24 protein-coding genes are annotated in these 26,987 nt (G+C 64.1%); 6 read left to right on the top strand and 18 right to left on the bottom strand.

What is annotated here, in order from left to right; all coding sequences use genetic code 11:
* Nucleotides 1–26 precede the first annotated feature (26 nt).
* Genes ACERHN_RS11095 through ACERHN_RS11075 form a run of 5 tightly spaced genes read left to right on the top strand, consistent with a single transcriptional unit; the run spans nt 27 to nt 4,741 of the window.
* Nucleotides 27–995 (top strand): LacI family DNA-binding transcriptional regulator, encoded by a 969-nt coding sequence (locus ACERHN_RS11095; RefSeq protein ID WP_415919088.1) that lies wholly within the window; start codon nt 27–29, stop codon nt 993–995.
* Nucleotides 992–2,200 carry a winged helix-turn-helix domain-containing protein gene (locus ACERHN_RS11090; RefSeq protein ID WP_415919087.1) on the top strand — a complete coding sequence of 403 codons (1,209 nt, stop codon included), beginning with the start codon at nt 992–994 and terminating at the stop codon, nt 2,198–2,200. Before ACERHN_RS11095 ends, ACERHN_RS11090 begins: the two co-directional genes overlap by 4 nt.
* A gap of 39 nt (nt 2,201–2,239) precedes the next feature.
* Nucleotides 2,240–2,968, top strand: a complete 729-nt coding sequence (locus ACERHN_RS11085) for a 5-oxoprolinase subunit B family protein (protein WP_415919086.1) — start codon at nt 2,240–2,242, stop codon at nt 2,966–2,968.
* Nucleotides 2,965–3,969, top strand: a complete 1,005-nt coding sequence (locus tag ACERHN_RS11080) for a biotin-dependent carboxyltransferase family protein (RefSeq protein WP_415919085.1) — start codon at nt 2,965–2,967, stop codon at nt 3,967–3,969. Before ACERHN_RS11085 ends, ACERHN_RS11080 begins: the two co-directional genes overlap by 4 nt.
* Before the next feature lie 4 nt (nt 3,970–3,973).
* Nucleotides 3,974–4,741, top strand: coding sequence for a LamB/YcsF family protein (locus ACERHN_RS11075; protein WP_415919084.1), 768 nt, complete (start codon nt 3,974–3,976; stop codon nt 4,739–4,741).
* 216 nt (nt 4,742–4,957) lie between these two features.
* On the opposite strand, the gene ACERHN_RS11070 is transcribed toward ACERHN_RS11075, so the two are convergent.
* The 10 genes from ACERHN_RS11070 to ACERHN_RS11025 all read right to left on the bottom strand — a co-directional run bounded on the left by ACERHN_RS11070 (nt 4,958) and on the right by ACERHN_RS11025 (nt 17,182).
* Nucleotides 4,958–6,931: a thiamine pyrophosphate-dependent enzyme gene (locus ACERHN_RS11070; protein WP_415919083.1), complete on the bottom strand. Its 1,974-nt coding sequence runs from the start codon at nt 6,929–6,931 to the stop codon at nt 4,958–4,960.
* Nucleotides 6,928–8,538, bottom strand: a complete 1,611-nt coding sequence (locus ACERHN_RS11065; RefSeq protein ID WP_415919082.1) for a glutamate synthase-related protein — start codon at nt 8,536–8,538, stop codon at nt 6,928–6,930. Before ACERHN_RS11065 ends, ACERHN_RS11070 begins: the two co-directional genes overlap by 4 nt.
* A gap of 86 nt (nt 8,539–8,624) precedes the next feature.
* Nucleotides 8,625–9,920 (bottom strand): nucleotide sugar dehydrogenase, encoded by a 1,296-nt coding sequence (locus ACERHN_RS11060; RefSeq protein WP_415919081.1) that lies wholly within the window; start codon nt 9,918–9,920, stop codon nt 8,625–8,627.
* Nucleotides 9,921–10,008: 88 nt separating this feature from the next.
* Nucleotides 10,009–10,875, bottom strand: coding sequence for a sugar phosphate isomerase/epimerase family protein (locus ACERHN_RS11055; RefSeq protein WP_415919080.1), 867 nt, complete (start codon nt 10,873–10,875; stop codon nt 10,009–10,011).
* Nucleotides 10,872–11,783: an NAD(P)-dependent oxidoreductase gene (locus tag ACERHN_RS11050; RefSeq protein WP_415919079.1), complete on the bottom strand. Its 912-nt coding sequence runs from the start codon at nt 11,781–11,783 to the stop codon at nt 10,872–10,874. Before ACERHN_RS11050 ends, ACERHN_RS11055 begins: the two co-directional genes overlap by 4 nt.
* Before the next feature lie 132 nt (nt 11,784–11,915).
* Complete coding sequence (locus ACERHN_RS11045) at nt 11,916–12,920, bottom strand: Gfo/Idh/MocA family protein (RefSeq protein WP_415919078.1); 1,005 nt, start codon at nt 12,918–12,920, stop codon at nt 11,916–11,918.
* On the bottom strand, nt 12,917–14,107 hold the full coding sequence (gene uxuA / locus ACERHN_RS11040) for a mannonate dehydratase (RefSeq protein ID WP_415919077.1): 1,191 nt from the start codon (nt 14,105–14,107) through the stop codon (nt 12,917–12,919). Before uxuA ends, ACERHN_RS11045 begins: the two co-directional genes overlap by 4 nt.
* Nucleotides 14,104–15,147, bottom strand: coding sequence for a Gfo/Idh/MocA family protein (locus tag ACERHN_RS11035; RefSeq protein ID WP_415919076.1), 1,044 nt, complete (start codon nt 15,145–15,147; stop codon nt 14,104–14,106). Before ACERHN_RS11035 ends, uxuA begins: the two co-directional genes overlap by 4 nt.
* Nucleotides 15,144–16,148 (bottom strand): Gfo/Idh/MocA family protein, encoded by a 1,005-nt coding sequence (locus ACERHN_RS11030; RefSeq protein WP_415919075.1) that lies wholly within the window; start codon nt 16,146–16,148, stop codon nt 15,144–15,146. The genes ACERHN_RS11035 and ACERHN_RS11030 overlap by 4 nt, the downstream gene beginning before the upstream one ends.
* A complete protein-coding gene (locus ACERHN_RS11025; protein ID WP_415919074.1) occupies nt 16,145–17,182 on the bottom strand; it encodes a Gfo/Idh/MocA family protein in 1,038 nt (345 codons plus the stop codon). The genes ACERHN_RS11030 and ACERHN_RS11025 overlap by 4 nt, the downstream gene beginning before the upstream one ends.
* A gap of 101 nt (nt 17,183–17,283) precedes the next feature.
* On the opposite strand from ACERHN_RS11025, the gene ACERHN_RS11020 reads away from it, so the two are divergent.
* Nucleotides 17,284–18,474 carry a mannitol dehydrogenase family protein gene (locus tag ACERHN_RS11020; protein WP_415919073.1) on the top strand — a complete coding sequence of 397 codons (1,191 nt, stop codon included), beginning with the start codon at nt 17,284–17,286 and terminating at the stop codon, nt 18,472–18,474.
* Here ACERHN_RS11020 and ACERHN_RS11015 read toward each other — a convergent pair.
* From ACERHN_RS11015 to ACERHN_RS10980, 8 genes are read right to left on the bottom strand one after another with little or no spacing between them, the layout of a single operon-like run.
* The gene (locus tag ACERHN_RS11015; RefSeq protein WP_415919072.1) at nt 18,461–19,339 is read right to left on the bottom strand and encodes a sugar kinase; all 879 of its coding nucleotides are present in this window, start codon (nt 19,337–19,339) and stop codon (nt 18,461–18,463) included. The genes ACERHN_RS11020 and ACERHN_RS11015 overlap by 14 nt on opposite strands.
* Nucleotides 19,336–20,229, bottom strand: coding sequence for a DMT family transporter (locus ACERHN_RS11010; protein ID WP_415919071.1), 894 nt, complete (start codon nt 20,227–20,229; stop codon nt 19,336–19,338). The genes ACERHN_RS11015 and ACERHN_RS11010 overlap by 4 nt, the downstream gene beginning before the upstream one ends.
* 3 nt (nt 20,230–20,232) lie before the next feature.
* Entirely contained in the window at nt 20,233–21,120 is an 888-nt protein-coding gene (locus tag ACERHN_RS11005; RefSeq protein ID WP_415922679.1) for an NAD(P)-dependent oxidoreductase, read from the bottom strand.
* Entirely contained in the window at nt 21,117–22,019 is a 903-nt protein-coding gene (locus tag ACERHN_RS11000) for a phytanoyl-CoA dioxygenase family protein (protein WP_415922726.1), read from the bottom strand. The genes ACERHN_RS11005 and ACERHN_RS11000 overlap by 4 nt, the downstream gene beginning before the upstream one ends.
* Nucleotides 22,019–23,518: a UxaA family hydrolase gene (locus tag ACERHN_RS10995; RefSeq protein ID WP_415922678.1), complete on the bottom strand. Its 1,500-nt coding sequence runs from the start codon at nt 23,516–23,518 to the stop codon at nt 22,019–22,021. Before ACERHN_RS10995 ends, ACERHN_RS11000 begins: the two co-directional genes overlap by 1 nt.
* Complete coding sequence (locus ACERHN_RS10990; protein WP_415922677.1) at nt 23,515–24,456, bottom strand: phytanoyl-CoA dioxygenase family protein; 942 nt, start codon at nt 24,454–24,456, stop codon at nt 23,515–23,517. The genes ACERHN_RS10995 and ACERHN_RS10990 overlap by 4 nt, the downstream gene beginning before the upstream one ends.
* A 10-nt stretch (nt 24,457–24,466) precedes the next feature.
* Nucleotides 24,467–26,092: a TRAP transporter large permease gene (locus tag ACERHN_RS10985; protein WP_415922676.1), complete on the bottom strand. Its 1,626-nt coding sequence runs from the start codon at nt 26,090–26,092 to the stop codon at nt 24,467–24,469.
* Nucleotides 26,093–26,096: 4 nt separating this feature from the next.
* Entirely contained in the window at nt 26,097–26,987 is an 891-nt protein-coding gene (locus ACERHN_RS10980) for a TRAP transporter small permease subunit (RefSeq protein WP_415922675.1), read from the bottom strand.

Raw genomic sequence — 26,987 nt, 5'->3', positions numbered from 1 at the left:
TCTCCGCAGCTTCCGGTGTTTCGGAAATGACCGTCAGTCGCGTGCTGCGCAACCGCGGCGACGTTTCCGAAGCCACACGGCAAAAGGTGCTCGAAGCGGCCAAAACGCTTGGCTATGTGCCGAACCAGATCGCGGGGTCCCTGGCGTCGCAGCATGTGAACCTGGTGGCCGTCATCGTGCCATCCCTGTCGAACATGGTGTTCCCCGAAGTGCTGACCGGCATCAATCAGGTGCTTGAGGATACCCCCTTGCAACCGGTGTTCGGGGTCACGGATTACATGCGCGACAAGGAAGAACGCGTCCTCTACGAGATGCTGTCGTGGCGGCCGTCAGGTGTGATCATCGCGGGGCTTGAGCATTCGGATGCGGCTAACGCAATGCTGCGCAATGCCGGCATTCCCGTGGTCGAGATCATGGATACGGACGGCAACCCGGTCGACAGCATGGTCGGCATTTCGCACCGGCAGGCAGGATTGGACATGGCCCGTGCGATCCTCAAACAGGGCTACAGCCGGATCGGGTTCATGGGCACGTCGATGCCGCGGGATCATCGTGCGCGCAAACGGTTCGAAGGGTTGACCGAAGGGCTCGCCAAGGCCGGGATTGAAATCGAAGCGCGGGATTTCTACGAGGGCGGCTCTGCGTTGGCCAAGGGTCGTGAGATGACGGCGGCGATGCTCGATGAGCACCCTGAACTGGATTTTCTGTATTACTCCAATGACATGATCGGTGCGGGCGGCCTGCTGTACCTGCTGGAGCAGGGGGTGGACGTGCCGGGACAGATTGGTCTGGCGGGGTTCAACGGGGTTGAGTTGCTGCAGGGTCTGCCGCGCCAGCTGGCCACGACGGATGCCTGCCGGCTTGAGATCGGGCGTGCTGCGGCTGAAATCATCCGCGACCGCATGGCGCAAGACGGTGACGCGGAGCCCCGGCAAATCACCCTGACCCCCAAGATTTCCTATGGCGATACGCTGCGCCGCACGTTGGGGGCGTGAGCGTACCGACGCTCAACAATGCGCAAGCGCGGCGCCTGTTTCTGGATCGCCATGCGCTGTGTGAGACGCCGCAGGGGGCAGCCAATGGGACCGAACTGCTGACACTGATCGAACGGCTCGGTTTCGTGCAGCTGGACAGCATCAACACCGTCGCCCGGGCCCATGACCTGATCCTGTTTTCGCGCAGGCCACGGTATCGGCCGAAATCCCTAAAACTTCTTTACGAACGCGACCGCGCGCTGTTTGAACACTGGACCCACGACGCAGCCGTCGTGCCCATGCGATTTTACCCCTACTGGCATTTGCGCCGCGAACGGGATGCGGCGCTGCTGCGCAAACGCTGGGGTGAGGCGCGGCGTGCCGGGTTTGAGGCCAAGTTTCCCGAAGTGCTGGATATGATCCGTGCGCGCGGTCCGGTGTGTTCCGCAGATGTGGGCGAAGGAGAGACGCGCGGGTCTGGCGGCTGGTGGGACTGGCATCCGTCCAAGACGGCGCTGGAATACCTGTGGCGCAGCGGGGCGCTGGCCGTGGTTGGTCGCGAGGGGTTTCGCAAATACTACGACCTGACGGAACGGGTGCTGGACCGCGCACAGATCGGCAACGCCCCGGATGCGGTTGAGACGATTGATTGGTGCTGCCGTGAGGCGCTGGCCCGGTTGGGGTTTGCCACGGCGGGCGAGCTGGCCCGGTTTTGGGACCACATATCGCCGGCGGAAGCCAAGGCGTGGTGTGCCGAGGCGCTGAGCGCAGGGCGGATCATCGAGATCAACGTGACGTCCCATGATGGGTCGACACGCGCCGCCTTTGCCTTTCCGGACGTGATGGACGACCCCGCGTTGGAGCAGCCCCCCTGCCCCCGCCTGCGGGTGCTCAGCCCCTTTGATCCTGCACTCCGCGACAGGGCGCGGGCCGAACGGCTTTTCGGGTTTGAATACCGGATCGAAGTGTTCGTGCCCGAAGCCAAGCGGACGTATGGATACTATGTCTTTCCGCTTCTGGAACGGGATCGGCTGGCGGGGCGCATCGACATGAAGGCCTTTCGCGACACCGATACGTTGCGGGTGCGGGCCGTGTGGCCGGAACGCAAAACGCGGTGGGGCAAGGGGCGTATCCGTGCCCTCGAAGGAGAACTGGAGCGTGTGAAGCGGCTGGCCGGTGTATCGACGGTCCTGTTCGAGGACGGCTGGCTGCGCGATCCGGTCTAAGCGATTGCGCCGCGCGGCGATGTGGCTAGTTTGGCGCATATGACCGGTTTTCCAAAAATACAGTCTGTGGGTCTGGGCGGTGTGCTTGTCACCTTTGGCGACAAGGCAACGGACGCGGCCAACCGTGCCGCGATCGCGTTTCGGGGCGCGGTGGATGCGCTGGCCTTGCCACAGGTCGAGGAAAGCAGCAGCACGCTCGTTTCCGCGTTCTTTCGGGTGGACCTGGCGACGCACGGATTTGACGGATTGCGGGATGTGTTGGCCGGGGTGCTGGCAGAGCGGGACTGGCTCGCGGCACCTTTGCCCGCAGGGCGGACATTGTGGACCATTCCGGCGGTGTTCGGCGGTGCCCGTGCGCCCCAGTTTGATGAAGCAGCCGAGGCGGCGGGGCTGACTGCGGCGAACGCGTTGCACGAGCTGACGCAGACGCGGCTGCGGGTGCTGACCATCGGATTTGCACCGGGTCAGCCATATCTGGGCACGCTGGCGCCCCATTGGGACATCCCCCGGCAGGTCGGATTGACCCCGAACGTGCCGCAAGGGGCGCTGGTCGCGGCCGTCCGGCAGATCTGCCTTTTTGCCAAGGACACGCCCACCGGCTGGCGCCATGTCGGTCAATCGGCGTTCCGCTGTTTCAGGCCTGCGGCGGAGGACCCGTTCCCCCTGAGCCCCGGCGACGAAATACGCTTTGCCGAGATCACGGCGGACGAACTGGCGCGCCTTGAGGCGCATGGAATTGACGGCGCGGAACGGGTGGTTCTCGAATGACGGGCTTGCAGGTGCATCAGGTCGGTCCCGGCGTCGCCGTACAGGATTTCGGACGCCCCGGGTTCCTGGCCAAGGGGCTGACCCGTGGCGGTGCTGCGGACCTTTTGGCGGTGCACGAGGGGGCGGCGCTGCTGCGCCAGTCGCCGGAGTGCGCGGTGCTCGAGATGGTGGGCACGGGTGGTACGTTCGAGGCGACACAGGACATGCGCGTGGCCTTCACCGGCGCCGCGATGACCGTCAGTATCGATGGCGACGCCGTAGCGTGGAACGCAAGCCACGTGTTGCCAGCGGGTGCGCAACTGGTGATTGGTCCGACGCGGGACGGCACCTATGGGTATCTGCATGTGGGCGGTGGGTTTGCTACGGATCTGGTGCTGGGTGCGCGCGCGACGCATCAATCAACGGGCCTCGGCGCGTTGATCGCGGCGGGGGATTTTCTGCCCGTGGGCGGTGGCGACGGCGCGGTTGGTTTGACCCTGCCGCGCGATCCTCGTTTTGCGGGTGGTCAGGTCCGGATCGTGCCCAGCATGCAGACGCTCGATTTTGACATCGACACCCGCCAGCGCTTTGAAAAGACGGTGTTCAAACGGGATCCGCGCGCCAACCGGCAAGGCGTCCGGATGGACAGCGATCAGGGGTTTTCCAACCCCGATCAGCTGAGCGTGGTGAGCGAGGTGATCGTGCCCGGCGACATCCAGATTGCCGGTGACGGCGCGCCATTTGTCCTGCTCGCCGAAAGCCAGACGACGGGCGGGTACCCCCGCATCGGCACGGTGCTGCCCTGCGATCTGCCGCGCGTGGTGCAGGCCCCGGCGGGGGCAGAGCTGCGGTTCAGCTTTGTCACGCTGGAGGAAGGGATCGCGATACAGGCGCGGGCGGATACGACATGGGGCGCGTTGCGCAAAGCCGTGACGCCTCTGGTGCGCGATCCAGCGACGATGCAGGATCTGCTGAGCTATCAACTGGTGGACGGTGTGGTGTCTGCCCTCGACGAAGGATGAACAAATGCAAGTCGACCTGAACGCCGATATGGGCGAGAGCTTTGGCCCCTGGAAGATGGGGGACGATGCCGCGCTTTTGCATACCGTGACCTCCGCCAATATCGCATGCGGCGCCCATGCCGGTGACCCGGATGTGATGGCGACGACCATGGGGATCGCGTTGAAGCGTGGCGTGGGCATCGGGTCGCATCCCGGCCTGCCGGACATTCAGGGGTTTGGGCGGCGGCGCATTCAGATGCCATTGGAATCATTACAGAACTCCATCCGCTGTCAGGTGGGCGCGTCCCTCGGCATGGCCGCCGCCCTGGGGGCAAAGGTGCGTCACATCAAGCTGCACGGCGCGCTCGGCAACATGACGTCCGAGGACGAGGAGATGGCGCGCGCCTGTTATGAGGCGGCGCTATCAGCCCATCCGGACGCAATCATCATGGTGCTGGCAGCCACGGCGCAGGAGCGTGCGGCACGGTCGATTGGTGCCACCTTTGCCTGCGAGATCTTTGCCGACCGCGCCTATAATGACGACGCGACGTTGGTGGATCGGCGTCAGCCCGGTGCGGTCATCCATGATGCTGATCTTGCAGGGAAAAGGATGGTCGAGATGGTCAAGGCGCAGGCCATCATCACCGACAGCGGCAAGCGGATCGAGACGCCGATCGACACGATCTGCTGTCACGGGGACACGCCCGAAGCGGTGGAGATTGCCGCCTCTGTCCGTCGCACGCTGGAGGCGGAAGGGATCACCGTCAAGACGTTTGACGGGCGCACGGGGTAGCGCACGCGCAACGGGTAGCGCCGGTTTGTGATGCCCGGCGGCAATAGGCGGGTTAACGCCATAAAAACAATGCGCATCCGCGATGCACAAGGCGTACACGCCCTGTGCACAGGGTGTGCACCGGTGGTGCACAGCAGCCCGGGTTAAGACACCGCGCGATGCTAATTGTGAACGACACGTTAAGACGCACGGCGGGTGGTGGGCAGATTGCCCACCCTACACCAGTTCTGCGTCTGTCATGATCTCGACCAGTGCCGGGCCGTCGACATCCAGCGCCTTTTGCAGCGCAGCCTCGATGGCGTCGGAGGACACGACCTTTTCCCCGTGCGCGCCGCAGATCTTGGCGAATGCGGCAAAGGACGGATTGTGCAGGGAGGTTTCCCACACCGGCCATTCGCCGGATTTCTGTTCCTTGGTGATCTTGCCCAGCTCGCCGTTGTGGAGCAGCACGTGGGTGATATCCATGCCGTATTTCACAGCTGTCGTCAGCTCCATCGGGTATTGGCCAAACCCGCCATCGCCGGAGATGGAGATGACCTTGCGGCCCTTGAGCCAGTCGAAATCCTGCGTCGCGGCCCATGCGCCCATGGCCGCCGGGAAGCCGAACCCGATGGAGCCGAGGTAACCCGACATCAGCACGCGCTGGCCCTTCGTTTCGAAATAGCGCCCGAAGCTGTAGGTGTTGTTGCCCACATCCACAGCGATGATCGCATCCGCCGGGGCGACACGGGATAGCGCGTCGAAGATGGCAAAGGCGTGGATGCCCTTGGCCGTTTCCTCCTCCATACGGGAGCGTTTTTCGCGCCGCCAGATGTCCCAGCGGTCGGCTAGTTCGGTGATCTGGTCGGGGGCGTCGGCGGGGCGTTGGATTGCGGGGCCGATGGCGTCGCAGAACGCGCCGATCTCGGACCAGATGGGCAGGTCGACGGGGTGGAATTTGCCCAGTTGCATCCGTTCGAAGTCGACCTGGATGATGGGTTTGGACGGCTCGATCCCGGTGTGGTTCGAAAAGGATGTGCCAAGGGTCAGGATCAGGTCGGCCTCGTTCATGAACCACGACGCGATGGGCGTGCCGGAGCGGCCCAGCACGCCTGCGGCGTTGGGGTGGCTGTCTGGCAAGAGGCCCTTGCCCTTGAACGTGGTCAGGACCGGCGCGCCGAGGTCGGTAGCCAGCCGTTCGATGGCGTCCATGTGGTCCCACGCGCCGTGGCCGATTACGAGGATCGGACGTTTGGCCCCGTTCAACAACTTGAGCGCGTCGGCCACATCATCATCGGACGGTTTGACCACGGCGCGGCCCATGCGCCCGTCGGGCGTGGAGGCGGGAGCGTCCGAGGGGTTCGTCTGCATATCGTCGGGGAAGATCAGGTGCGCGACGTCCCGTTCCACCAGCGCGTTCTTCATCGCGAGCGACACGAGTTCGGAGTGTTTGGAGGTGCTGAGCACCGTCTGGCTGAACTGCGTCACCGCGTCGAAGGCAGAGGCAAGGTCGATGTCCTGAAACGCGCCGGGGCCAAAGACCTGTGTCTGGACCTGACCGGTGAGGGCGAGGACCGGCGCACGGTCAACCTTGGCATCCCAGAGCCCGGTCAGCAGGTTTGTCGCCCCCGGTCCCGCGATGGTCAGGCAGGCGGCGGGGTGTCCCGTCAGTTTGCCATAGGCGGAGGCGGCAAAGGCGGCGGCCCCTTCGTGCCGGATGCCGACATATTTCAGCTCTCCCGCTTCAACACGCATCCGTATGGCGTCCGCCAGCCCGAGGTTTGAGTGCCCGACCATTCCGAACACATGGTGCAGGCCCCAGTTCACCATGCTTTCGGCCATCTGGTCGGACACGGTGCGGGTGTGCGGCGGCTCGGGCTCCAGCCCGACAAAGATCTCGTCCCCTTCGATCTTCACCGGATAGATGTCCTGCCCGCTGTCCTCGTGCCCGCCGGGCGGTTTGCCCGTCAGCGGGTCGAAATCCCAGCCGTGCCAGGGGCAGCGGATCCAGCATTTGCCGCCCTCGCCACGTTCAATGGAGCCTTCGCCCAAAGGGCCGCGTTGGTGCGGGCAATGGTTGTTCATCGCGGCCCACTGGCCGTCGAAATGCGACAGGCAGATGGAGGTTGTGCGCGCGGTGACGGTCTTGACCCGCCCTTCGGGCAGGTCGCCGGTGTGGCCTACGGAAATCCAGTCGAGTTGATCGGTCATGCGACACCTCCAAATGAAATACCAGCGATCTCGGACATGTCTTTTTTCCATGTCGTGAGGTCATTTGCGTTGAATTTGGACAGGTGGTCATGGCCGCAGGCGCGGGCCATGACCTGCATCAATTCGGTGCTGGCGTCGAAGAAATTGGCCAGCTGGCGGGCGGATTTTTCAACGACAAGGCGGCTGACCAGATGCGGTTTTTGGCTTGCGATGCCCACGGGGCAGTTGTTGGTGTGGCACGCCCGCATGGCGATGCAGCCGATGGCCTGCATTGCGGAGTTGGACAGCGCAATCGCGTCCGCGCCCAAGGCCAGCGCCTTGAGAAAATCCGCCGGTTTCCGCAGACCGCCGGTGATGACGAGGCTCACGTCAGAGCGTTCCAACCGGTCCAGATGCGCACGCGCACGCGCCAGCGCGGGGATTGTCGGCACGGAGATGTTGTCGCGGAAGATGATCGGGGCGGCCCCGGTGCCCCCGCCGCGCCCGTCGAGGATGATATAGTCCACGCCGACGGAGAGCGCGGCGTCGATGTCCTTTTCAATATGCTGGGCCGACAGCTTGTACCCGATGGGAATGCCACCGGTACGGTCGCGTACTTCGTCCGCGAAGTCTTTGATCTGCGCGGGGTCGGTCCAATCGGGGAAGCGGGCGGGGGAAATCGCATCCTGCCCTTCGTCGAGGCCGCGGACCTCGGCGATCTTGCCGTGGACCTTGTTGCCGGGCAGGTGCCCGCCGGTGCCGGTCTTGGCCCCTTGCCCGCCCTTGAAGTGGAAGGCCTGACATTTCTGCACCTTGTCCCAGCTGAAGCCGAACCGGGCGGAAGCGAGTTCGTAGAAGTACTTCGAGTTGGCTTCCTGCTCCTCCGGCAACATGCCGCCTTCGCCCGAACAGATGCCAGTGCCTGCGATCTCTGCACCGCGGGCAAGGGCCAGTTTGGCCGGTTCGGACAGCGCGCCATAGGACATGTCGGAGACAAAAAGCGGGATGTCGAGGCGCAGCGGTTTCTGCGCGTTGGGACCGATCACCACGTCCGTGCCCACGGGATCATCGTCCAGCAAAGGCGCCTTGTGCAGCTGGGCGGTCAACAGCTGGATATCGTCCCAGTCGGGCAGCTGGTCGCGCGGCACGCCCATCGCATCGACGACGCCGTGATGGCCCGTCTTGGTCAGACCGTCGCGGGCATATTGCTGGATCAGCCCGTTATAGGGCTCTTCGGCGGTGCCGTGCGACGTGTCGGCATAAAGGCCAAGATAGGCATCGCGATTGAAGGGCTGCGGGTTGGCGTGCGCCCAGGCGTTGATTTCATCCGCATCGACACAGATGTCGTCGCCCTCGAGCCAGCTTGTGAACTTTGGCAGCGCCTCGTCATTGGCGTATTCGCTGACCCCGCTGTCGAGGCGGTAATCCCAGTCATGCACACCGCAGATCAGGTTGTCACCGCGCACGAACCCGTCCGACATGAGCGCGCCGCGGTGCAGGCACCGGCCATAGAATACCGATATGTTGTCATCGAAGCGCACAACCACGAGGTCGACTTCGCCAACCAGTGCGTACACGGGGCTACGGTCCGGGAGGACCGACCGCTGCGCGACCACTTCTCTTTGCATGTATCTGTCCCGAATTCAGTCCTTTGAACAGAGACTTGCACAGGCCGCGATGCAAAGCACATCACAATTTTCGGGACAATGCCCTGTCAGAGACGCAGGTCACTTTCGTCTTCGGGGAAAACCGCCTTCATATCGAACAGAACGCCGTTGGGCGCGAGCCGCTTGCGCAGGGCACCCGAGCCGATGGAAACGAGATCATCATGGGACACTGCGAGGATCACGGCGTCATATGCGCCGTCTTCGCCCGGCAGATCGGGCAGCATGTCCACGCCATAGGTCGCCCCAACCTCTGCCCCATCGGCCCATGGGTCGTGCAGATCCACATTCAGCCCATAGCTGGACAATTCGGTCATCATGTCCACGACCTTGGTATTGCGGATATCGGCGCAGTTTTCCTTGAACGTCACGCCAAGCACCAGGGCGCGTCCGCCGTGCACGCGGGCCTCGCGCTGGATCATCTTTTTGATCAGGAGCGCGGCGGCGTGGCGGGCCATGCCATCGTTGATCTCGCGCGCCATGCGGATGATGTCGGGGATGTGGCCCGCAGTGATCGACTTGTCGATCAGGTAATACGGGTCCACGCCGATACAGTGCCCCCCAACGAGACCCGGCGACAGGCGGTTGAAATTCCACTTGGTCGCGGCGGCATCCAGAACGGCGTTTGTGTCGATGTCGAGATGGGAAAAGATGATCGACAGCTCGTTGATGAGCGCGATGGAGACGTCACGCTGCGTGTTTTCGATGACCTTTGCGGCTTCGGCGACGCGGATGGTGGGCGCCTTATGCGTACCGGCGGTGATGATCGTGCCATAGAGCGCGTCGATCAGGTCGGCGGCCTCGGGTGTGGAGCCGGAGGTGACCTTGACGATCTTGGGCAGGGGGCGCGTCTTGTCACCGGGGTTGATGCGTTCGGGGCTGTAGCCGGCATAGAAATCCACGTTGCGGGTCAGGCCGGAGGCGGCCTCGACCTCGGGCAGGCAGTCCTCTTCGGTGGCACCGGGATAGACCGTGCTTTCGAAGATGACGATGTCCCCGCGTTTGATCACGCTGCCGATGTCGCGGCTGGCGGCGAGCAGTGGGGCAAGGTTGGGTTGGCGGTGATTGTCGATCGGGGTCGGCACGGCGACGATGTAGACGTTGCAATCGGCAATGTCGGTGAGCGCATCGGTGTAGGTCAGGTGCGGGGCAACGCTAAGGTCGTCAACCTCGCCCGTGCTGTCAGTGCCCGCGCGCAGAGACGCCACGCGGGCCGCGGACAGGTCAAAGCCGACGGTGGGGCGCACTTTGCCAAACTCGACCGCGAGCGGCAGGCCGACATAGCCCAGACCGATCACGGCCACTTTGATCTCATCCAGTTGCGGCAAAGGGGCGGGGGTGGTCATGTCTGGGCTCTCGCGCGGTTCCTGTGCGGGGACATATGTGCATGCCCCCGCCTTCTTTGCAGGGCTGCACACGAAAATGCGAGGGCAATCAAGGGCCAAAGACCTCTTTGAACAGGTTGATGGAGGCGCGAAACCCCTCTTCGAAATCGCCATTGCCAGGGTGGTACACGCTTTCAAAGCTGATCACGCCGTCATATGCGTCGGCGCGCAGGGCGTCCGCCATCGGGTGGAACAGGGGGCCAAGCTGCCCCTTGCCCATCTCGCGCACTTCCAGCGTGGCGCGGGGCGTATCCACCAACACGTCCTTGATATGGATATGCCCGAGATAGCCGTCCTGCACTTCGGCGTAGCCGTCCGGATAGGCCAGTTCGTGGCACCAGCAATTGTTGGCCGGATCCCAGAGCACCTTGAGCGCATCCTTGGCCTTCAGCTCGTCGATGAGTTTGCGGGCGGTGTAGTTGGAGTTGACCATGGTGCCATTGCCGGTCTCGACCACGAGGGTGATGCCCGCATCCCGCGCCACCTCCACTGCCGGGGCGATCAGCGGTGCGACGGTGTCCCACGCGCCTTGCGCCACGTTCCAGCGTTCCGCGCCATGGCTGCCCCAGAGGATCTGTTCTTTCTTCGGGGTCATGATGCGGACCAGCGGGCTGCCCACGATGTGGGCCATATCGATGACGCGTTTGAGCGCATCCATGTGGCTGCTGTGCAGGGGATCACCGGGCCGGTTGTCCTTCGTCATGCCCGCAAAAATATGGCGCGACAGGCACGAGACCGGTTTGCCCCGGTGCCGCAGGCGCTTGTTGATACTGTTGATTTCGTCGCGGCTGTGATCGCCCACCTCGGTGTCGCCGACAAATTGCAGCTCCGCATAGGTGAGTTCGAATTCATCCATCACGTCGAGCGCATGGTTTAGGTCGCGGCTGATCCCGTCGCAGATCACGCCGAGTTTCATCGCGTCACCTTGGCCGCGTTGCGGTGGAGTTCGGCGCCCACGATCTCTTCGATCACTCGCGTGCAGGTCCAGTTGTCGCCATTTGGATAGCGCGTGCGTCCGGCGTGGAAGATCTGCATTGCCGACGCCGCCGTGTGGAGGGGCACGCCAAGCTCTTCGCCCAAGGCCATGGAAATGGTCAGATCCTTGTGCATCGTGTTGATATGGCTGCCGGTGCCTTCGAACTGGCGGTCGATGATCTTTTCCAGCGCGTTGTTGACCACTCCGCACCCTGCGGACGACGTGGAAAACACGTCGAGGATCACCTGCCCCGGCACGCCCGCCTTGGCGGCCAATGCGGCGGCCTCGAACGTGGCGGAGAATTGCGCGCCGATCAGCGATTGCAGACATGCCTTGACCGTTTGCCCGTCGCCGGGTGCGGTGCCGACCCTGTGGATGTTGGTCGACACAGCCTCCATGACCGGGCGGGCCTTGGTCAGCGCTGCGTCGCTGCCTGCGGCCATCATGGTGAGCGTGCCGCTTTGCGCACCGGGGTAGCCGCCAGAAACCGGGCTGTCGATCAGGTGCAGGCCCGTGCCGTTGAGCCCCTCGCCAATCGCGCGCGCCTCTGCCGGTTTGACCGTCGCGGTGAGCAGGATGACACCGCCCGGTGCCATGGTCTCGGCCAGCCCTTGCGGGCCGAGGATCACCTCATGCGCCTCGGCCCCTTTCATCACCATCACGAACACGGCTTCGGCGTTGCGCCCGACCTCCGCCGTGGAGGCCGCGGCCCGTCCACCCATATCGACAAACGCCTGTTGCCGGTGGTCCAACAGGTCCCTGCCCCATGTTTCAAATCCGTTGGCGATCAGGTTCTTGGCCAGTCCGCTGCCCATATCCCCGATGCCGATCACGCCGACCTGTGTCATGCGCGCCTCCCTTGGCTGTCATTTTAGGATGGGGTTTCACGCCATACGCTGGCGCCGGGCAGGTCCAGAAGACACCCCCTGCCCTATGGCGATGGGGTAAAGTTATCACGGGTTGCGCGGGACGCGAGGGATTTATGCGAGCGTCACGGTCTGACCGGTTTGTGCCGCCTGCTTGATTGCTTCGATCACCTGCACGGCGCGCAGACCGTCCGTGGCGCTGACCTTCGGCGGTGCGCCCGCGATGACGTCGCCAAAGTGGATCAGCTGCGCAACGAGCGTGTCGATGCTGTCCACCGGGTGGCGCGTTTTGGTGATGGGCGCCCACCAGTCGGGGCCATTTACCTGTGACCATACGGCAAGGTTTGGAAGCGCGAGGGACCCGTGCGTGCCGCCGATGAGATAACTGCTTTGGTCCGTTTTGGGATAGGCCGCATTTTCCCCCGCGGTCAGCTCCCAGCTCCAGGGGCCGAGCGCCGTATCGCTGAGGTTCAGCGTGCCAAGCGCGCCACTGGCAAAGCGGACGGTGGCGGCGACGACCTCTTCGGCCTCTGCCGCGCGGGTGGTGTTGGCCTCGAACGCCTGCACCGCCACGATCGGCCCACAGAGATACATGAGCAGGTCCACATCGTGGATCAGGTTGATGAACAGCGGCCCGGCCCCCGCCCCCTGCCGCCAGCTCTGGGCAAAATAGCTGTCGGGTTTGGGCAGCCAGCAATTGCCGTGCACGGTGGTGATTGCGCCAAGGTCCCTGCTGTCCACGATCTCCTTGGCCTTGGCGATGATCGGGTTGTGGCGGCGGTGGTGCCCGACCAGGACCGGGGTGCCCGTGGCCTCTGACGTCGCCGCGATCTGGCGGGCATTGTCGGCCGTATCGGCCAACGGTTTTTCAACGAGAACCGGCACGCCTGCGCACAATGCAGCCTCGGCCATGGGCCGGTGCGTGCGGTTGGGCGTGGCGAGGATGATGCCATCGCTTTGCGTCAGCAGCGCCTCGAGCGTGTCGACACGGGGCAACGGATCATCGGACGCGAGTACGGGGTCGAGCACGGCGGAGAGGGTCAGACCCGGCGTCCGCTCAAGCGCGTCAAGGTGACGGCGGCCGACAAGCCCCGCACCGGCCAATCCGATCCGCGTCATGGTGCGGACCCCACAGCGGCCATGATCCCGCGCAGTTCGGCCAGCCCGCGCATCCGCCCGATCAGCGGATAGCCCGGCAGGCTGTCCCGCGTCCGGTCAAAGAGCAGCTCTTGCCCATGGTCCGGGCGCATCGGGATGGCGTGATCGCTGCGCCCCTCAGCACGGCGGCGGCTTTCTTCGGCCATAAGGACGCGTATGGTTGCGACCATGTCGGTGTCTCCCTCGAGATGCGGCGCTTCGAAAAAGCCGGGCCGTTGCGGGTCCGGGGACGGCAGGCGTTTGGTGTTGCGCAGATGCGCGAAATGGATGCGCGGCCCGAGACGCGCCACAAACTCCACCGGATCGAACCCGGCGGCAACGCCCAGCGACCCGGTGCACAACGTGGCCCCGTTTGCCGTCGAGGGGACGGCATCCAGTGCGGTGGCATAATCGTCGGTCGACGACATCACGCGCGGCAGACCCAACAGGGAAAACGGCGGGTCGTCCGGGTGACAGCAGAGACGCAGGCCAAGCCGCTCCGCCTCGGGCGCCACTTCGGACAGAAAGTCGATCAGGTGCTGCCGCAACTGCGCTGGCGTGATGCCGTCATAGGTCGACAGGCGCGCCCGCACGTCCTCAAGACGCCAGCCGTCATTGGCCCCCGGCAGACCGGCAATCACGGTCCGGGTCAGACGCGCCTTTTCCGTGTCATCCATCCGGGCAAAGGCGGCGTGTGCGGCGGCAATCGTGTCTGGGCCATAGTCCTCCGGCGCATCGGCGCGGTTCAGGATAAAAAGGTCAAATGCAGCAAACTGCGCGAGGTCAAACAGCATCGCAGTGCCGCCATGCGGCTGCCGCGCGTGGGTTTGCGTGCGCGTCCAATCGAGGATCGGCATGAAGTTATAGCAGACCGTCGTGATCCCTTCCCGCGCGAGAGCGGCGAGCGATTGTTTGTAGGCTGCGATATGGGCGGCGCAGTCGGTCGATTGTGTCTTGATCGCCTCGGAGACGGGCACGCTTTCAACCACCTCCCACCGCAGGTCCGCGGCCTCGATCATCTCGCGACGGGTGCGCACGGCGTCCTGTGGCCATGCAGCGCCCGGTGGAATGTAATGCAGGGCGGTCACGACCCCGGTGGCCCCGACCTGTGGCAGGTCGGCGAGGGTGGTCGGGTCGTCCGGTCCGAACCAGCGCCAGCATTCGATCATGGTCTCCATCCTTCGTGCATTGGATGATCGGCAGACAGGGGCAGGTCCACCGGCTGGCCCGAACGCGCCGATGCATAGATCGCCGTGACAAGAGCGATGGATGCCGCGCCATCCGCCAGCGTCACGGCCCGGTTCGGTGCCCCGGCCAGCGCGCTTGCGACCTCCGTCAGGAAGCCGGCAAAACCGCCGGGGCCCGTCGGCACGGCCCGCACGATGGCGTCCACTTGCGCCTGCTGCGCCGGGTCGCGGGCGCCAAATTGCCAGACCCCATCGCCCGGCGCATACGGGTTCGTCTGTGACGTGGCCGTCAGGTGTTCAAACACGAACCGCAGGCGCGACGTATCCGTCGCAGCCCCCAGCGTGACCGAGCTGGTGGCGAGTGCGCCGCCCGCGAGCGCAAAGGTCAGCGCCGCCGTATCGTCGGTTTCAATCGGGTTCACGGAGGTGCGCAAGGTGGCGGACACCCGCTCGACCTGCCCCATCCAGTGGCACATCAGGTCATGCGCGTGGATCGCGTGGCCCAGAACCGCGCCGCCCTGTTCCCCGGCCCACGTGCCGCGCCACGGCACAGCATAATATTCCGCGTCCCGGTTCCAGTGCGTTTCCAGTGCGGCGGCGATGGGCCGTCCAGTCAGGCCCGCCGCGCGGAGCGCATGCAGGTGATCAAAGGCGGGGCCAAAGCGGTACTGAAACACCGGGAACACCTGTCGGCCCGCGTGCTCCGCCGCATCTGCGATCCGGGCCACGTCCCGCATTGAGGTGGCGAGCGGCTTTTCACAGATGACGTGTTTGCCAGCCCCAAGGGCCTGAATGGCCACCGGAGCATGAAGATGCGGCGGCAGGCAGATGTCCACCAGATCAATCCCGTCACCCATGGCCGCGTCGATCGTGTCGGCGGTTGCGATGCCCATCGCCTCGACCGCGGCGCGGCGGTCGGCATCCTGATCCACCATCAGCACGACTTCAAACCCGCTGATCTGGCGATAGGCCGCCAGATGCTGCGCTCCGATCCCGCCCCCAAGGATCGCCACACGGGTCATTGGGACGCCTCCGCCATGGCCTGCGCCTGCAGGGCCAGCTCCATCACCGCAAAGCAATGCGACTGGGTCATCGCCGTTTCGGTTCGGTGCGCGATGTCATGCGCCAGCCGCGCGAAATAGGGCAGACCCGCCCCCCGCGCATCGATGTTTTCACAGCGCGTGCCATTGACCAGGACAAGGTGATCCGCACCCGCGCGGCCCCCGACATCCACGTATTTGCGCAGCTCGATATACCCGTCCGTGCCCAGAAGGGTCAGCCGCCCGTCTCCCCAATTGGGCAGTGCGTCCGGCGTGTACCAGTCCACGCGGATATAGCCCGACGCGTGATCCGACCGCAGCGACAGCTCTCCGAAATCCTGCAATCCGGGATCGTCGCGATTTGTGTGGTTGGCCACGTGGGCCATCGTCACCTCTGCCATATCAGAGCCTGTGAAATGCAGGAACTGGTCAATCTGGTGCGATGCGATGTCCGTCAGAACCCCGCCGTAACGCGTCCGGTCAAAGAACCAGTCGGGCCGGGTTGCGCGGTTCAACCGGTGCGGGCCGAGGCCCGTGGTGTGCACCACCCGGCCAATCGCACCCTCCTGCACCAGTTGATCAGCCATCGTGACGGCGGGCACCTCGAACCGTTCGGAAAAGTTGATGGACCAGATGCGCCCGGTTTCCGCCACGGCCGCCTTGATCACGGCGAGCTGGTCAGTGTCGGTGCAGCCGGGTTTGTCGGTCATCACGTCATGACCGCTGTGCATAGCGCGGATGGCCAGGGCCGCGCGGTCCGCCGGGATCGCTGAGACCAGGGCCAGATCCGCACCTGCCGCAAGGGCGGCGTCGAGCGTGTCAAACCGGTGCAGGTCCGGGAACCGCTTGCGATAGCCGTCAAGCGGCTGCGGCGTGCCGTCGGTCCAGAAGCCGAGGCAGCGCGCGCCGACCGCCTGCATGTTTTCGGTCATGCTATAGATGTGGCGGTGATCCAGCCCGAGGGCGACAAAGGCAAGGGTCATGTGGCGACCTCCGTGATCTGGCCACTGCGGGCGGCACGTTCCATCGCGTCGATGACGGCGTGGACATGCAATGCTTCGTCCGGTGGGGCGAGCGGGGCGCGGTCGTTGGCGAGCGCGTCCACGAAATCCTCAAGCACGGCCTGATGCCACGCATGGGTAAAGGCCATCGGGTCCGCACCGCCCCCCGTGCCGCCGCCCGTGTCCGGTGCGATGGTCTCGGACGCGCCCGAGATCAGGTCGATCCGCAGATGGTCCCCTTGCAGATGTGCGTGCCCCTTGGTGGTGGTGATCGCGATGCTTTCGGCGGAGCCGGGATAGGCGGCAGTGGTCGCCGTCAGCACACCGCTGGCGCCAGAGCGCAGGTGCAGAAGGGCCGCCGCAATATCCTCGGCCTCCATATCGTGGAGCGGGCTGGTGCGCATGAGCGCCTGCACGCGGCGGACCGGCCCGACCAGCCACAGCGCCAGATCCAGCGTGTGGATCGCCTGATTGATCATGACGCCGCCCCCGTCGCGGGCATAGGTGCCGCGCCCCGGCGCGTCGTAATACGCCTGATCGCGCCACCACGGCACGCGCGCCTCCAGGTGAACGATGTCGCCCAGGTCACCGCTCCGGAGCCGGTCGCGCAACGTGCGCGCGGCGGCGCGGGTGCGGTGCTGAAAACACAAGCCAAGCGGTACACCGGCCTGCGCATAGATGTCCGTGACCGCCCGCGCTCCGGCAAGGCTGCGTTCGACAGGTTTTTCCATGAGGGTCGGGATGCCCGCCCCGGCCAGTGCACGGCTGATGTCGGCCCGCGCATCGGGTGGCGTGATCACGACCGCCATGTCCGGCATGCGCGCCAATGCGGTGGCCATGTCGGTGAAAGGCTCCGGCGCATAGCCGAGCGTCCGGGATGCTGCGTCGCAAAACGCGCGTGTCCGCGCCGGATCGCGGCCCAGAACGGCATCCAGCCGCACGCCAGCACCGGCGTCGTGCAGGGCGAGGATATGGGCCTGTGCGACCATGCCGGTTCCGATCAGCAATACGTTCATTGGCGTTCTCCCGCGCCCCAGAGTGGCGGCTTTTCCACAGTGCGCCAAGGCGCATTTGTGTTAGGGTCGGGCCGACCCGCTGCGCCGCACCGAAGGAGACCATGTTGAGCCATATTCTGCACCTTGGGGTCGGCAATTTCTTTCGCGCGCACCAGGCACATTACACCCACAACGCCGCAGGCTGGGACATCACCGGCGTCAGCTTTCGCAGCGCGACCGTGCGCGATGGGCTGGCGGCGCAAGGCTACCGCTATGCGCTGGTGATCAAGGACGCTGCGGGGACTGAGATCACGCCCATCACCTGCCTGCGCGATATCCTCGTGGCACCCGAAGATCCCGAGCCCGTGCTGGCCCGCATCGCTGACCCCGCGACGCAGGTGATCACGCTGACCGTGACGGAAAAAGCCTATTGCCTTGGGCCGGACGGACGGCTCGACCTGAGCGATGCCGCAGTTCACGCCGACCTGATCGGGGGTGCCATGACGGTTGTGGGCGCATTGGCGCGCGGGCTGGCCCGGCGGACTGCGCCGGTCACGGTGCTGAGCTGTGACAACCTGCCCGGCAATGGCGCGAAGTTGGGCGCGGCGGTGGCGCGGTTTGCCGAAGCGGCAGAGCTGCACCTGACTGCGCGGGTCACGTTCCCCTCCTGTATGGTGGACCGCATCACCCCGGCCACAACCGACGCGATCCGCGCCGAAGCGGACGATCCCATGGCCGTGCCCACAGAGGCGTTCACCGAATGGGTTGTCGAGGATGACTTTGCCGCGGCGCGCCCCGACTGGCCGGGCGTGCAATGGGTCACCGACGTGGCACCGCACGAGATGCGCAAGCTGCGGATGTTGAACGGAGCGCATTCCTATCTCGCCTATGCCGGGACGCTGGCGGGCCACGTCTTTGTGCATGAGGCCGTGGCGGACCCGGTGCTGCGACACGGCGCAGCGGCGCTGATGGCCGAGGCCGCAGAGACGTTGCCCGACGCGGTGCGCGGTCAGGCGGCGGACTATGCGCGGGCGCTCTTGCGCCGGTTCGACAATCCGAACCTGCATCACCGGCTGCGCCAGATCGCGATGGACGGGTCGCAGAAAATGCCGATCCGGATTGCGCAGACGATCGTCGCACGGCACGGGCCAAGCCCCGCGTTGCAGGCCGCTGTGACGGCGTGGATCGACTTTGTCCGGGCCGAGGTCGCAGCGGGCCGACCGCTCGACGATCCGCAGGCCGCGGCATTGGTCAACGCCTGCGCCGCCGAAGCGCCGGATGCCGCGTTGCGCGCGATGATCATGCCGGAATGATCGCGCCGCGATGCGCCACGACCCGCGCGGCCAGATCATGACCCGCCTGCAAGGCCTCCGCCTGTGACGCGCCTGTCAGGCGCGCGCCGAGATAGCCGCCATTGAAGCTGTCCCCGGCGGCGGTGGTGTCGATCACCTGCGCCGCAGGCGCATAGTCGCCGGATGCCCCGGTTTCGAGGCAGAGCGGCCCTTCGGGCCCGCGCTTCAGTGCACCGGATTTGCCCAGAGCGGTAAAGCGCTCCGCCACGGCCTCCAATGTTTCGTCAAAGATCGCGGCCTCGTCATCCTGGCTGGGCAAGGCGATATCGCACATGTGCCACATCTGCCGCGTGATGGCCTGCGCCGTGGCCTGATCCGGCCAAAGTGCCGGGCGGTAATTGCTGTCATAGACCACCTTGCCCCCACCAGCACGGTAGCCCGCCAGCCAGCGCAGCAGCCCGTCGCGGGTATCGGCGGGCAGGATGGCGAGGCTGATGCCCGACAGGTAAATCACGTCATACCCTTTGAGCACGTCAAAGCTGGGACCAGCTGGCCAGCTGAAGACGGCGCGTGCGGCAGACTGGTTGCGCCAGTAGGTAAACGTGCGCTCGCCATCCGCGTCCGTCGTGATGCCGTAAAGACCACAGGTCTTGTCCGCGTCCCGTTCGATTGCATCCGTCCCGATACCTTGCGCGGCGATGAACGCTGCAATCTGGCCCGAAAAGGCATCTCCGCCCAGCCGTGTCACGTAATCGACCCGCAGGTCCGGTGCCGTCCGCTTGAGGTAGATCGCGGTGTTCAGCGTATCACCCGCGACGCCGATCTGCGGCGTGTCACCGACCATCGACAGCTCGATCATCGCCTCTCCGATTGCTGCGATTTTCATGGGGTTTCCTTCCGCATGGCCCGCCACCAGATCACCAGACCGGACAGCACAATGATGGACGCCCCCGTCAGGGTGTAGGCGTCCGGAATGTCGTTGAACACGATGTAACTTGCCACCGCGAGATACAGCAGAAAGCTGTAGGTATAGGGCATGAGCGTGTTGGCGGGCGCATAGCTGTGGGCGCGCGAGAAGATCTCGTGCCCGGCCCAGCCCCAAACGCCAAGCGCCACCATCAGCACCCAATCCAGTGTGGTCGCGGGTTCCGTCCACGACCAGAGCGCCAGCGGGAACAGCATGATGGCCCCGAACGCACCCATGTAGAATTGCATCGTTTCGGGGGCCACGACGCCGGAAATCTTGCGCGTGATGATGGAATAGAGCGCGAGCGAGATGGCGTTGTAGACGTTTAGGAGCGCGATCCAGTGGAAGTCCGCATCGAACGGGCGGATCACGATCAGCACACCGATAAAGCCGATCATGATCGCCGCCCACCGCCATGGCCCGACGCGTTCCCCCAACAAAGGCCAGCTGAGCGCGCAGACGATGATGGGTGCCGAAAACATGATCGATCCGGTGACCGTCAGGGGCAGGTAGATCAGCGTGATGAAATTGAAAAGCGTGGCAGAGGCCAGCAGGAACCCCCGCAGCAGCACCAGCCCCATATGCGCCGATTGGAACGACGACCACGACATGCCCTGCCGCAGCAGCAGGACGGTCGAGATGATGAAATGCGGCAGATACCGCATGAACGCCAGCTGGAACGCGGGCAGGCCCGCCAGCACCAGCCATTTGACCGACGTGTCGATCAGCATGAAAAAGAAATAGGCCCCCAGCGTCATCATGATGCCGAGGGCCGCGCGGTCCTGATTTGCCTGGGCCGCGATGGCCATGGATCAGCCTTTGAACCGGTCGGCGAAAAAGTCGACCTGATGCGGGACGAAGTCTTCGCCGCGTCCTGCATCGATGGACGCCTTGAGGCTGTCCAGCGTGCTGCCGGACATCATCGAGGACACGCCCGCATCGGCGCACATCTGGGCATAGTACCCGACATCCTTGGCCGCGTTCTTGATCGAAAAGGCAAGGTTGGCGTCATTGCCTTCGAGCGCGTAGGCGGTGATGAAGTCCATCATGCCGGATTTCAGCGGCCCAGCGGACATCACGTCATAGACCGCTTGACGGTCCACTTCCATGACGTCGGCAATCGCGAAACTTTCGGCCATCGCGTTGGCGCAGGCCTGCGCATAGAAGTTGTTGATCAGCTTGATCGTATGACCGGTGCCCAACGCACCGAGGTGGAATACGTTTTCGCCAAGGTCGTCGAGCACGGGTTTGACCTGATCAAACGCCGCCTTGTCGCCCGACCCCATGAGGTTCAAAAGACCGTCCTTGGCATGCATCGGCGTGCGCCCGATGGGACAGTCAAGCAGCGTGCCACCGGCGGCGGCGACTTCCGCGCCAAGCGTCTTGGTCGATCCAGGCAGGGATGTGCCGAAATCGATCACCACCGCGCCGGGTTTCAACCCCGCGATCACACCATCATCGCCGCGCATCCGCGCCTCCACATTGGCGGAGGTGTCCATGCAGAGCATGACGATGTCGGACGCCTCTGCCACGGCTTTGGCGGTTGTGACCTCCGCCGCACCCCGCGCCATGGCGGCGTCCACATAAGTGCGGGTCCGGTTGGCGATGACGGTCAGCGCATAACCCTTGTCCTGCAACCGTCCAACCATGGCGCCGCCCATGAGACCGAGGCCGATAAATCCGATGGTGGGTGTGCTCATTGTGATGTCTCCTTGGCGGGAATGGTGTCGAAGGCCCGTGTTTTCAGGCCCTTCTGAATTTCATAGATGGAAATTGCGACGTTGGGTTGTGGCTGTGGAATGCGGATCGGGATATCCTTGAGCCGCGGTTGCAGCGTGGGTTCCCCGCAGAGCATCCGGGTGTCGTATTCCTCGATCCCGATCCAGCGGGTCATGCTGCCCATGATCGGAAAGGCATCCGCCGCCATCATCTCGAAGAACAGGATGCGCCGGGGCCGATCCGACCGGTTGAGCGCCGATCCGTGCACAATGCGCCCGTGGTGGATGCTGATGGATCCTGCCGGTCCCATCAGCGGTACGGCGTCGGCCATATCCAGCCCATTCGCGACGGGCAGCATGGCCCCGGCAAACACGCCGTCCACGTGGTGATCGAACACCGGCCCCGTGTGCGATCCCGGGAACACCATGAGCGGGCCGTTTTCCTCTTCCATGTCGTCAATGCAGATCCCGATGGCGAGGATATCGTCATTGGTGTGCGGATAGAATGCATAGTCCTGATGCCATTCCACCGCCGCCCCATAGCCTGCGGATTTCATGTTCAGTTTGGATGTGTGCAGGCGCAGGTTCGGGCCAATCAGGTCGCGGGCAGGCGCCAGCACGTGATCGGAATACATCAGCTCGCGGAACACGTCCGAGATGGTGTGGGGCAGCTTGATCCGGCGCAGGCGGGGGTCCGCGGCCGTGTGGCTGTCCTCAAGATCGAGGCGGTCATTGCTGGCCGTCATTGTGGCGGCTTCGGCCTCAAACCGCGCAATCTCATCCCGGATGCGGGTCAGCCAGTCGTCCGGGATACGCCGTTCCATCAGGAGGTAGCCATTGGCGTCGTAGGACGCTTTTTGCGCGGGCGTCAGGCATTCCATCACATGGTCGCTCCGATTTGCCAGGGCACGAATTCGTAATCCCCAAGGCCCTGAGCTTCGGATTTCGACATCTCACCGGAGGCCACGCGCAAGAACATGTTATAGATTTCCTGCCCCTTGTCTTCGAGGCTCACGCCGTCCGTGAGCATGTCACCGGCATTGATGTCCATGTCCTCGATCATGCGACCATACATTTCCGTATTGGTGGCCAGTTTGATCGTGGGGGCGGGCTTGGAGCCAAAGGCAGAGCCGCGCCCGGTGGTAAAGCACACCAGAGTGCAGCCGCCCGCGATCTGGCCCGTGACCGATGCCGGATCGTATCCGGGGCTGTCCATGAACGTGAAGCCCGCCGCCCGCACCGGTTCAGCGTATTTGTAAACCCCGGTCAGGGGCGTCGTGCCGCCCTTGGCGGCCGCGCCCAACGATTTTTCCAAAATCGTTGTCAGCCCGCCGGCCTTGTTGCCGGGGCTGGGGTTGTTGTCCATCGACCCCTTGTTGCGGGCGGTGTAGTCCTCCCACCAGCGGATCAGGCCCACCAACCGCTCACCCGTCGCCCGGTCCACCGCGCGCGCCGTCAACAGATGTTCGGCACCGTAAATCTCGGGCGTTTCGGCCAACACACCAGTCCCGCCCTGTGCCACCAGCAAATCGGTGGCATAGCCCAAGGCCGGGTTCGCCGTGATGCCCGACCACGCGTCCGATCCACCGCATTGCAACGCGACCTTGAGCGCGGACGCGGGACAAGGCGTACGCGTCTGGGCATTGGCGATGGACAGCATCGCCGTCACCTTCTCGATCCCGATTTCAACCGTACGGCGCAACCCGGCAACGGACTGGATATTCATCGTCTGAAACATTGGCCCCTGCTTGAGCCCATAGGCCTCGAGCAACCAGTCGATCTGGTTCATCTCACATCCCAGACCAACCATCAGCACGCCCGCATGGTTGGGATGTTTGGCATAGCCCCACATGACCCGCTGCAACGCTTCGAACCCCTCGCCATCCCCGCCCATGCCACAGCCGGTGCCATGCACAAACGCAACGACGCCATCGACATTGGGATAATCTGCCAGCCTCTCGGGCGTGAAATGCGCCGCAATCATGCGCGCGGCGGTGGCAGAGCAATTTACGGACGTGACGATGGCGATATAGTTCCGTGTGCCCACGTCGCCGTTTTCACGCTGGAATCCCATGAACGTGTCGCCAAGGCCCGGCTCCACCGTGCGCAGGTTCGTGCCAAACTCATAGGCCGTGTCCGTGTTGCGGAATTCGACGTTGTGGGTGTGGACGTGGTCCCCCGCAGCAATGTCCTGCGCCGCGTATCCGATGACTTGCGCATATTTGCGCACGACATCGCCGCACGCCATCGACTGTGTGGCGATCTTGTGCCCGGACGGGATCAGCGCGCGGGTGCGCGCGCCCTCCACGGGCACCCCCACTTCGAGCGCCTGAGTGGCCGTTACAACGGTGTCGGATGGATCGAGGCGGATAAAGCTCATGCGCAATACGGCGCGGTGCCGTCCCATCTGTGAATTGGAATATGCGGTGTGATGGCCAGCCGGTCGCGCGCGTCGAACCACATCTGCCGCCATGCGCGCCAGTCGCGCAGCACGGTGTCGGGTGCCCGCGCGCTGCGCGCGACAAATTCGGGGAAATGGGTACGCCCGGTATGCTGTCCCGTCACGTTGTAGCGCAGGTCGAACGACCACCGGAACCCGTCCGACATGTTGGGCAGCGACGCATGCGGCACCAGCGGATGAAAGAGCACCACGCCCCCCGACCGAACCGGCAACGGCACCGCGCGACCGGTCTTCAGATGTCTGGGCGCGATGGCCGTCTGCACCTGCGGGCAATGGGGCAACAGGCCCTGGTCAATCCCCGGCACGACCTGAAGGCAGCCGTTTTGCTCGGTCGCATCGGTGATGGCCACCCAGGCAGTCACCATGTCGGTTTTGTCCGCCTCCGCGTGACCCACGCCGCGATCCTGATGCCAGTCCGTCGCCGTGATATGGGCCCGGACCTCATCCGCGGCGAGGTCCGGGCTGGGCGGTTTGATCCGCACGTGCTGGATCGGGTTCGACGTGATCTCGGGGCCCAGCAGAGACTGCACGATATCCAGCAGGCGGTCATGCACCACCAGATCAAAGATCGCAGGCCCAAAATGCATCGGACAATCGGGCGTGATCTCTCCGCCGGGCAGGCTGATGTCCATCGGCTGGAACCAGTCACATCCCGCGGCATAGGACAGGCTGAGTTGATCCCAAAAATCGGGCACCCCACCGGGCACCCGACCCTGTGCAACCCATTCGGCATAGAGGTCGCCCATCAGATCCGCATATTCCACCCGCACCGCGTCGATGCACGACACAGGCAGCACATCCTCGATGACCAGATAGCCATCGGTGTGAAATTGCGAAATCTGGGCTGCGGACAGCATGGCGCGCCCTCTAGAGCAGGATCGAGATGATTGGTGGCCAGACCAGCAGGACCGACAACGCAATCAGCTGGATACCGATAAAGGGCAGGAACCCCTTGAAGATATCGGTCAGCGAGATGTGCGGCGGCGCCACGGATTTCAGGTAGAACGCCGCAGGACCAAAGGGCGGCGACAGGAACGACACCTGCATGTTCATACAGAACACCACCCCGAACCAGATCGCCACATGGCGCGGGTTCAGCTCACCGAACAGGCCGATCTCGTCGATGGGCAGTTTCAGCACGATGGGCAGGAACACCGGGATGATCAGCAGCACAATTCCAACCCAGTCCATGAACGCGCCCATGAACAGCAGGATCAGCATCATGAACAGGATCACCGCCATGGTGGGCAGTTCGGAGCCAACGATGAAATCCGCCACATAGGTGGGACCGCCCGCGATGGTGTAAGCCCCGGCAAGTGCTGTGGCCCCGATGGTCACCCACACGATCGTGCCCGTGGATTTGAGCGTACGCATGAGGCTGTCCCAGACCAGATCAAACGACGCCTCGCCGCGCAACAGGGCGATGACGAACACGGCCAGCGCCCCCATGGCGGCGGCTTCGGTGATGCCGGTGATACCGCCATAGATCGACCCCATCACGACGCCAATCACGACGATGGGCGGGACAAGTCCCTTACCCATGTCCCAACCCGTGGCCGCGCGTGCGCGGCCAAAGACGCCAAAGATCAGGCCAAGGCAAATGGCGAGCGTCACACCGAAATACGTGATGAACGGTGCCGTGCCGAACCGCGCCTGTTCCCCCGTGGCGGCGGCGTTGGAGCCGGAGAATTCAAAGAACATCGCCCGGCCCATCAACACCGCGGCAAAACCCGCGACAACCACCGTGAGAAACGCAAAGAACAAGAGCGTCTTTTCCCGGCCCTGCGGCTCACCCTCGACCACATCGGGAAGCGGCGCATCCTCGGGGCGCAACTGCGTGCGAATGATGATGTAGATGATGATGAACGACGCCAGCATGAAACCGGGGATGAAGGACGCGGTGAACAGCGCCTTGATCGAGGTTTCGGTGATCAGGCCGTAAATGATCAGAACGATGGAAGGAGGGATCATCGTACCCAGCGAACCGCTGGCACAGATCACACCGATGGCGAGGTTCTGATTGTATCCCAACCGCAGCATCTGCGGCAGGGCGATCAGGCCGAGCAGGACCACTTCGCCCCCGATAATGCCGGACATCGCCGCCATGATCACCGCCATGATCGACGTCACGATGGCGATGCCTCCGCGCGTCCGGTTCAGCCACACGTTGAGCGATGAATACATGTCCTTGGCGATGCCGGACCGCTCCAGCAGGGCGGCCATGAAGATAAACAGCGGGATGGAGATCAGCACGTAACTGGTCATCACGTCGCCGTATATTCGTTGCGGCAGGATATTGAGCGGGCCGGACCCCGGTCGCCCGGTCAGGAACCCTTCGCCCCACATGGTGATGTCCATCAGCACCGCAGGTTCGAACTTCATGAACAGGACCACGACGGCCATGAACGCGGACGCAAAGCCAAGCGGCATGCCGATGGCCAGAAGCAGGATAAGGCCCAGCATCAGGACCAGTGATATTGTTCCGACGTCCATGGGCCTAATCCTTCGTGGTCACGTGTTGACCGGTCACGTCGATGTCGCTGACGCCGTCGGTGCCGACCTGCGCCTTGATGCGCTCGATCTCTTCTTCATCTAGGTCTTCTCCGCCATAGTGGACCTCTTCCTTGTTCCAGTCGGAAATCAGGTTCACTACCGCTTGCAGCGCGACAAGACTGACGACGAAAAGGACCATGGGCTTGATCGTGGCGGGGATGGGCGGGTCAAAGGCTGTGCCGAATGTTTCCCAGCGATAGAATTTGTCAAACGCCTCGCCGTAGCCGCCAAAGACGAGGAAGAAGGCAAAGATCACGATGCACAGTGTCGAGATGCAGTCAAAAACGCGCTGCAACCAGCGCGGCACGGCATCATAAAGCAGGACAATGCGGATATGGCTGCGCTGCTGCATGGCGTAGAGACCGGCACAGAGAAACACCATCCCTGCCAGCCACAGGCTGAGTTCGTTGGCCCAGAGCGTGGGGGCCTCGAACACATAACGCACGATCACCTCATAGAGCATCACGGAGGTGAGCAGCAGGATGAGCATCATCGTGACGCGGCCGATGAACACGGCCAGCCGGTCCACGGCGCGCCAGCTTTCGAACTCCATCCCAGCGCGGCGCACGGTCCGCACACCGACATAGGCCAGCGCAGGGATGCCGACCAGGGTGGCCCAGTCCACGATGTCGGCAAAGCCACCGAACAGACCGCCCATTCCGGGCGTGACGTCATTGCGTTTGAACAGGGCCGACAGCTTGTCGAATTGGGATTCGTCCGTGGGGGGATAGAAGTCGAGCGTGAAGGCAGGCATGTGCCAAATCACCCAACCCGCGCAAAAGATAAAGGCCAACGGCACAAGCCATTCGACCGGAGTGCCCGAACGCACCTGCAT

This window comes from Tateyamaria rhodophyticola, assembly GCF_047777875.1.
Classification (GTDB): Bacteria; Pseudomonadota; Alphaproteobacteria; order Rhodobacterales; family Rhodobacteraceae; genus Tateyamaria.
This window is presented reverse-complemented; position numbering and strand designations above follow the sequence as displayed.

Coding starts and splice junctions, on each gene's coding strand:
- ACERHN_RS11095 (WP_415919088.1), top strand. CDS start 27: ATGACCGTCAGTCGCGTGCTGCGCAACCGCGGCGACGTTTCCGAAGCC.
- ACERHN_RS11085 (WP_415919086.1), top strand. CDS start 2,240: ATGACCGGTTTTCCAAAAATACAGTCTGTGGGTCTGGGCGGTGTGCTT.
- ACERHN_RS11080 (WP_415919085.1), top strand. CDS start 2,965: ATGACGGGCTTGCAGGTGCATCAGGTCGGTCCCGGCGTCGCCGTACAG.
- ACERHN_RS11075 (WP_415919084.1), top strand. CDS start 3,974: ATGCAAGTCGACCTGAACGCCGATATGGGCGAGAGCTTTGGCCCCTGG.
- ACERHN_RS11070 (WP_415919083.1), bottom strand. CDS start 6,931: ATGACCGATCAACTCGACTGGATTTCCGTAGGCCACACCGGCGACCTG.
- ACERHN_RS11065 (WP_415919082.1), bottom strand. CDS start 8,538: ATGCAAAGAGAAGTGGTCGCGCAGCGGTCGGTCCTCCCGGACCGTAGC.
- ACERHN_RS11060 (WP_415919081.1), bottom strand. CDS start 9,920: ATGACCACCCCCGCCCCTTTGCCGCAACTGGATGAGATCAAAGTGGCC.
- ACERHN_RS11055 (WP_415919080.1), bottom strand. CDS start 10,875: ATGAAACTCGGCGTGATCTGCGACGGGATCAGCCGCGACCTAAACCAT.
- ACERHN_RS11050 (WP_415919079.1), bottom strand. CDS start 11,783: ATGACACAGGTCGGCGTGATCGGCATCGGGGATATGGGCAGCGGACTG.
- ACERHN_RS11045 (WP_415919078.1), bottom strand. CDS start 12,920: ATGACGCGGATCGGATTGGCCGGTGCGGGGCTTGTCGGCCGCCGTCAC.
- uxuA (WP_415919077.1), bottom strand. CDS start 14,107: ATGATCGAATGCTGGCGCTGGTTCGGACCGGACGACCCGACCACCCTC.
- ACERHN_RS11035 (WP_415919076.1), bottom strand. CDS start 15,147: ATGACCCGTGTGGCGATCCTTGGGGGCGGGATCGGAGCGCAGCATCTG.
- ACERHN_RS11030 (WP_415919075.1), bottom strand. CDS start 16,148: ATGACCCTTGCCTTTGTCGCCCTCGGGCTGGATCACCGCCACATCTAT.
- ACERHN_RS11025 (WP_415919074.1), bottom strand. CDS start 17,182: ATGAACGTATTGCTGATCGGAACCGGCATGGTCGCACAGGCCCATATC.
- ACERHN_RS11020 (WP_415919073.1), top strand. CDS start 17,284: ATGTTGAGCCATATTCTGCACCTTGGGGTCGGCAATTTCTTTCGCGCG.
- ACERHN_RS11015 (WP_415919072.1), bottom strand. CDS start 19,339: ATGAAAATCGCAGCAATCGGAGAGGCGATGATCGAGCTGTCGATGGTC.
- ACERHN_RS11010 (WP_415919071.1), bottom strand. CDS start 20,229: ATGGCCATCGCGGCCCAGGCAAATCAGGACCGCGCGGCCCTCGGCATC.
- ACERHN_RS11005 (WP_415922679.1), bottom strand. CDS start 21,120: ATGAGCACACCCACCATCGGATTTATCGGCCTCGGTCTCATGGGCGGC.
- ACERHN_RS11000 (WP_415922726.1), bottom strand. CDS start 22,019: ATGGAATGCCTGACGCCCGCGCAAAAAGCGTCCTACGACGCCAATGGC.
- ACERHN_RS10995 (WP_415922678.1), bottom strand. CDS start 23,518: ATGAGCTTTATCCGCCTCGATCCATCCGACACCGTTGTAACGGCCACT.
- ACERHN_RS10990 (WP_415922677.1), bottom strand. CDS start 24,456: ATGCTGTCCGCAGCCCAGATTTCGCAATTTCACACCGATGGCTATCTG.
- ACERHN_RS10985 (WP_415922676.1), bottom strand. CDS start 26,092: ATGGACGTCGGAACAATATCACTGGTCCTGATGCTGGGCCTTATCCTG.
- ACERHN_RS10980 (WP_415922675.1), bottom strand. CDS start 26,987: ATGCAGGTGCGTTCGGGCACTCCGGTCGAATGGCTTGTGCCGTTGGCC.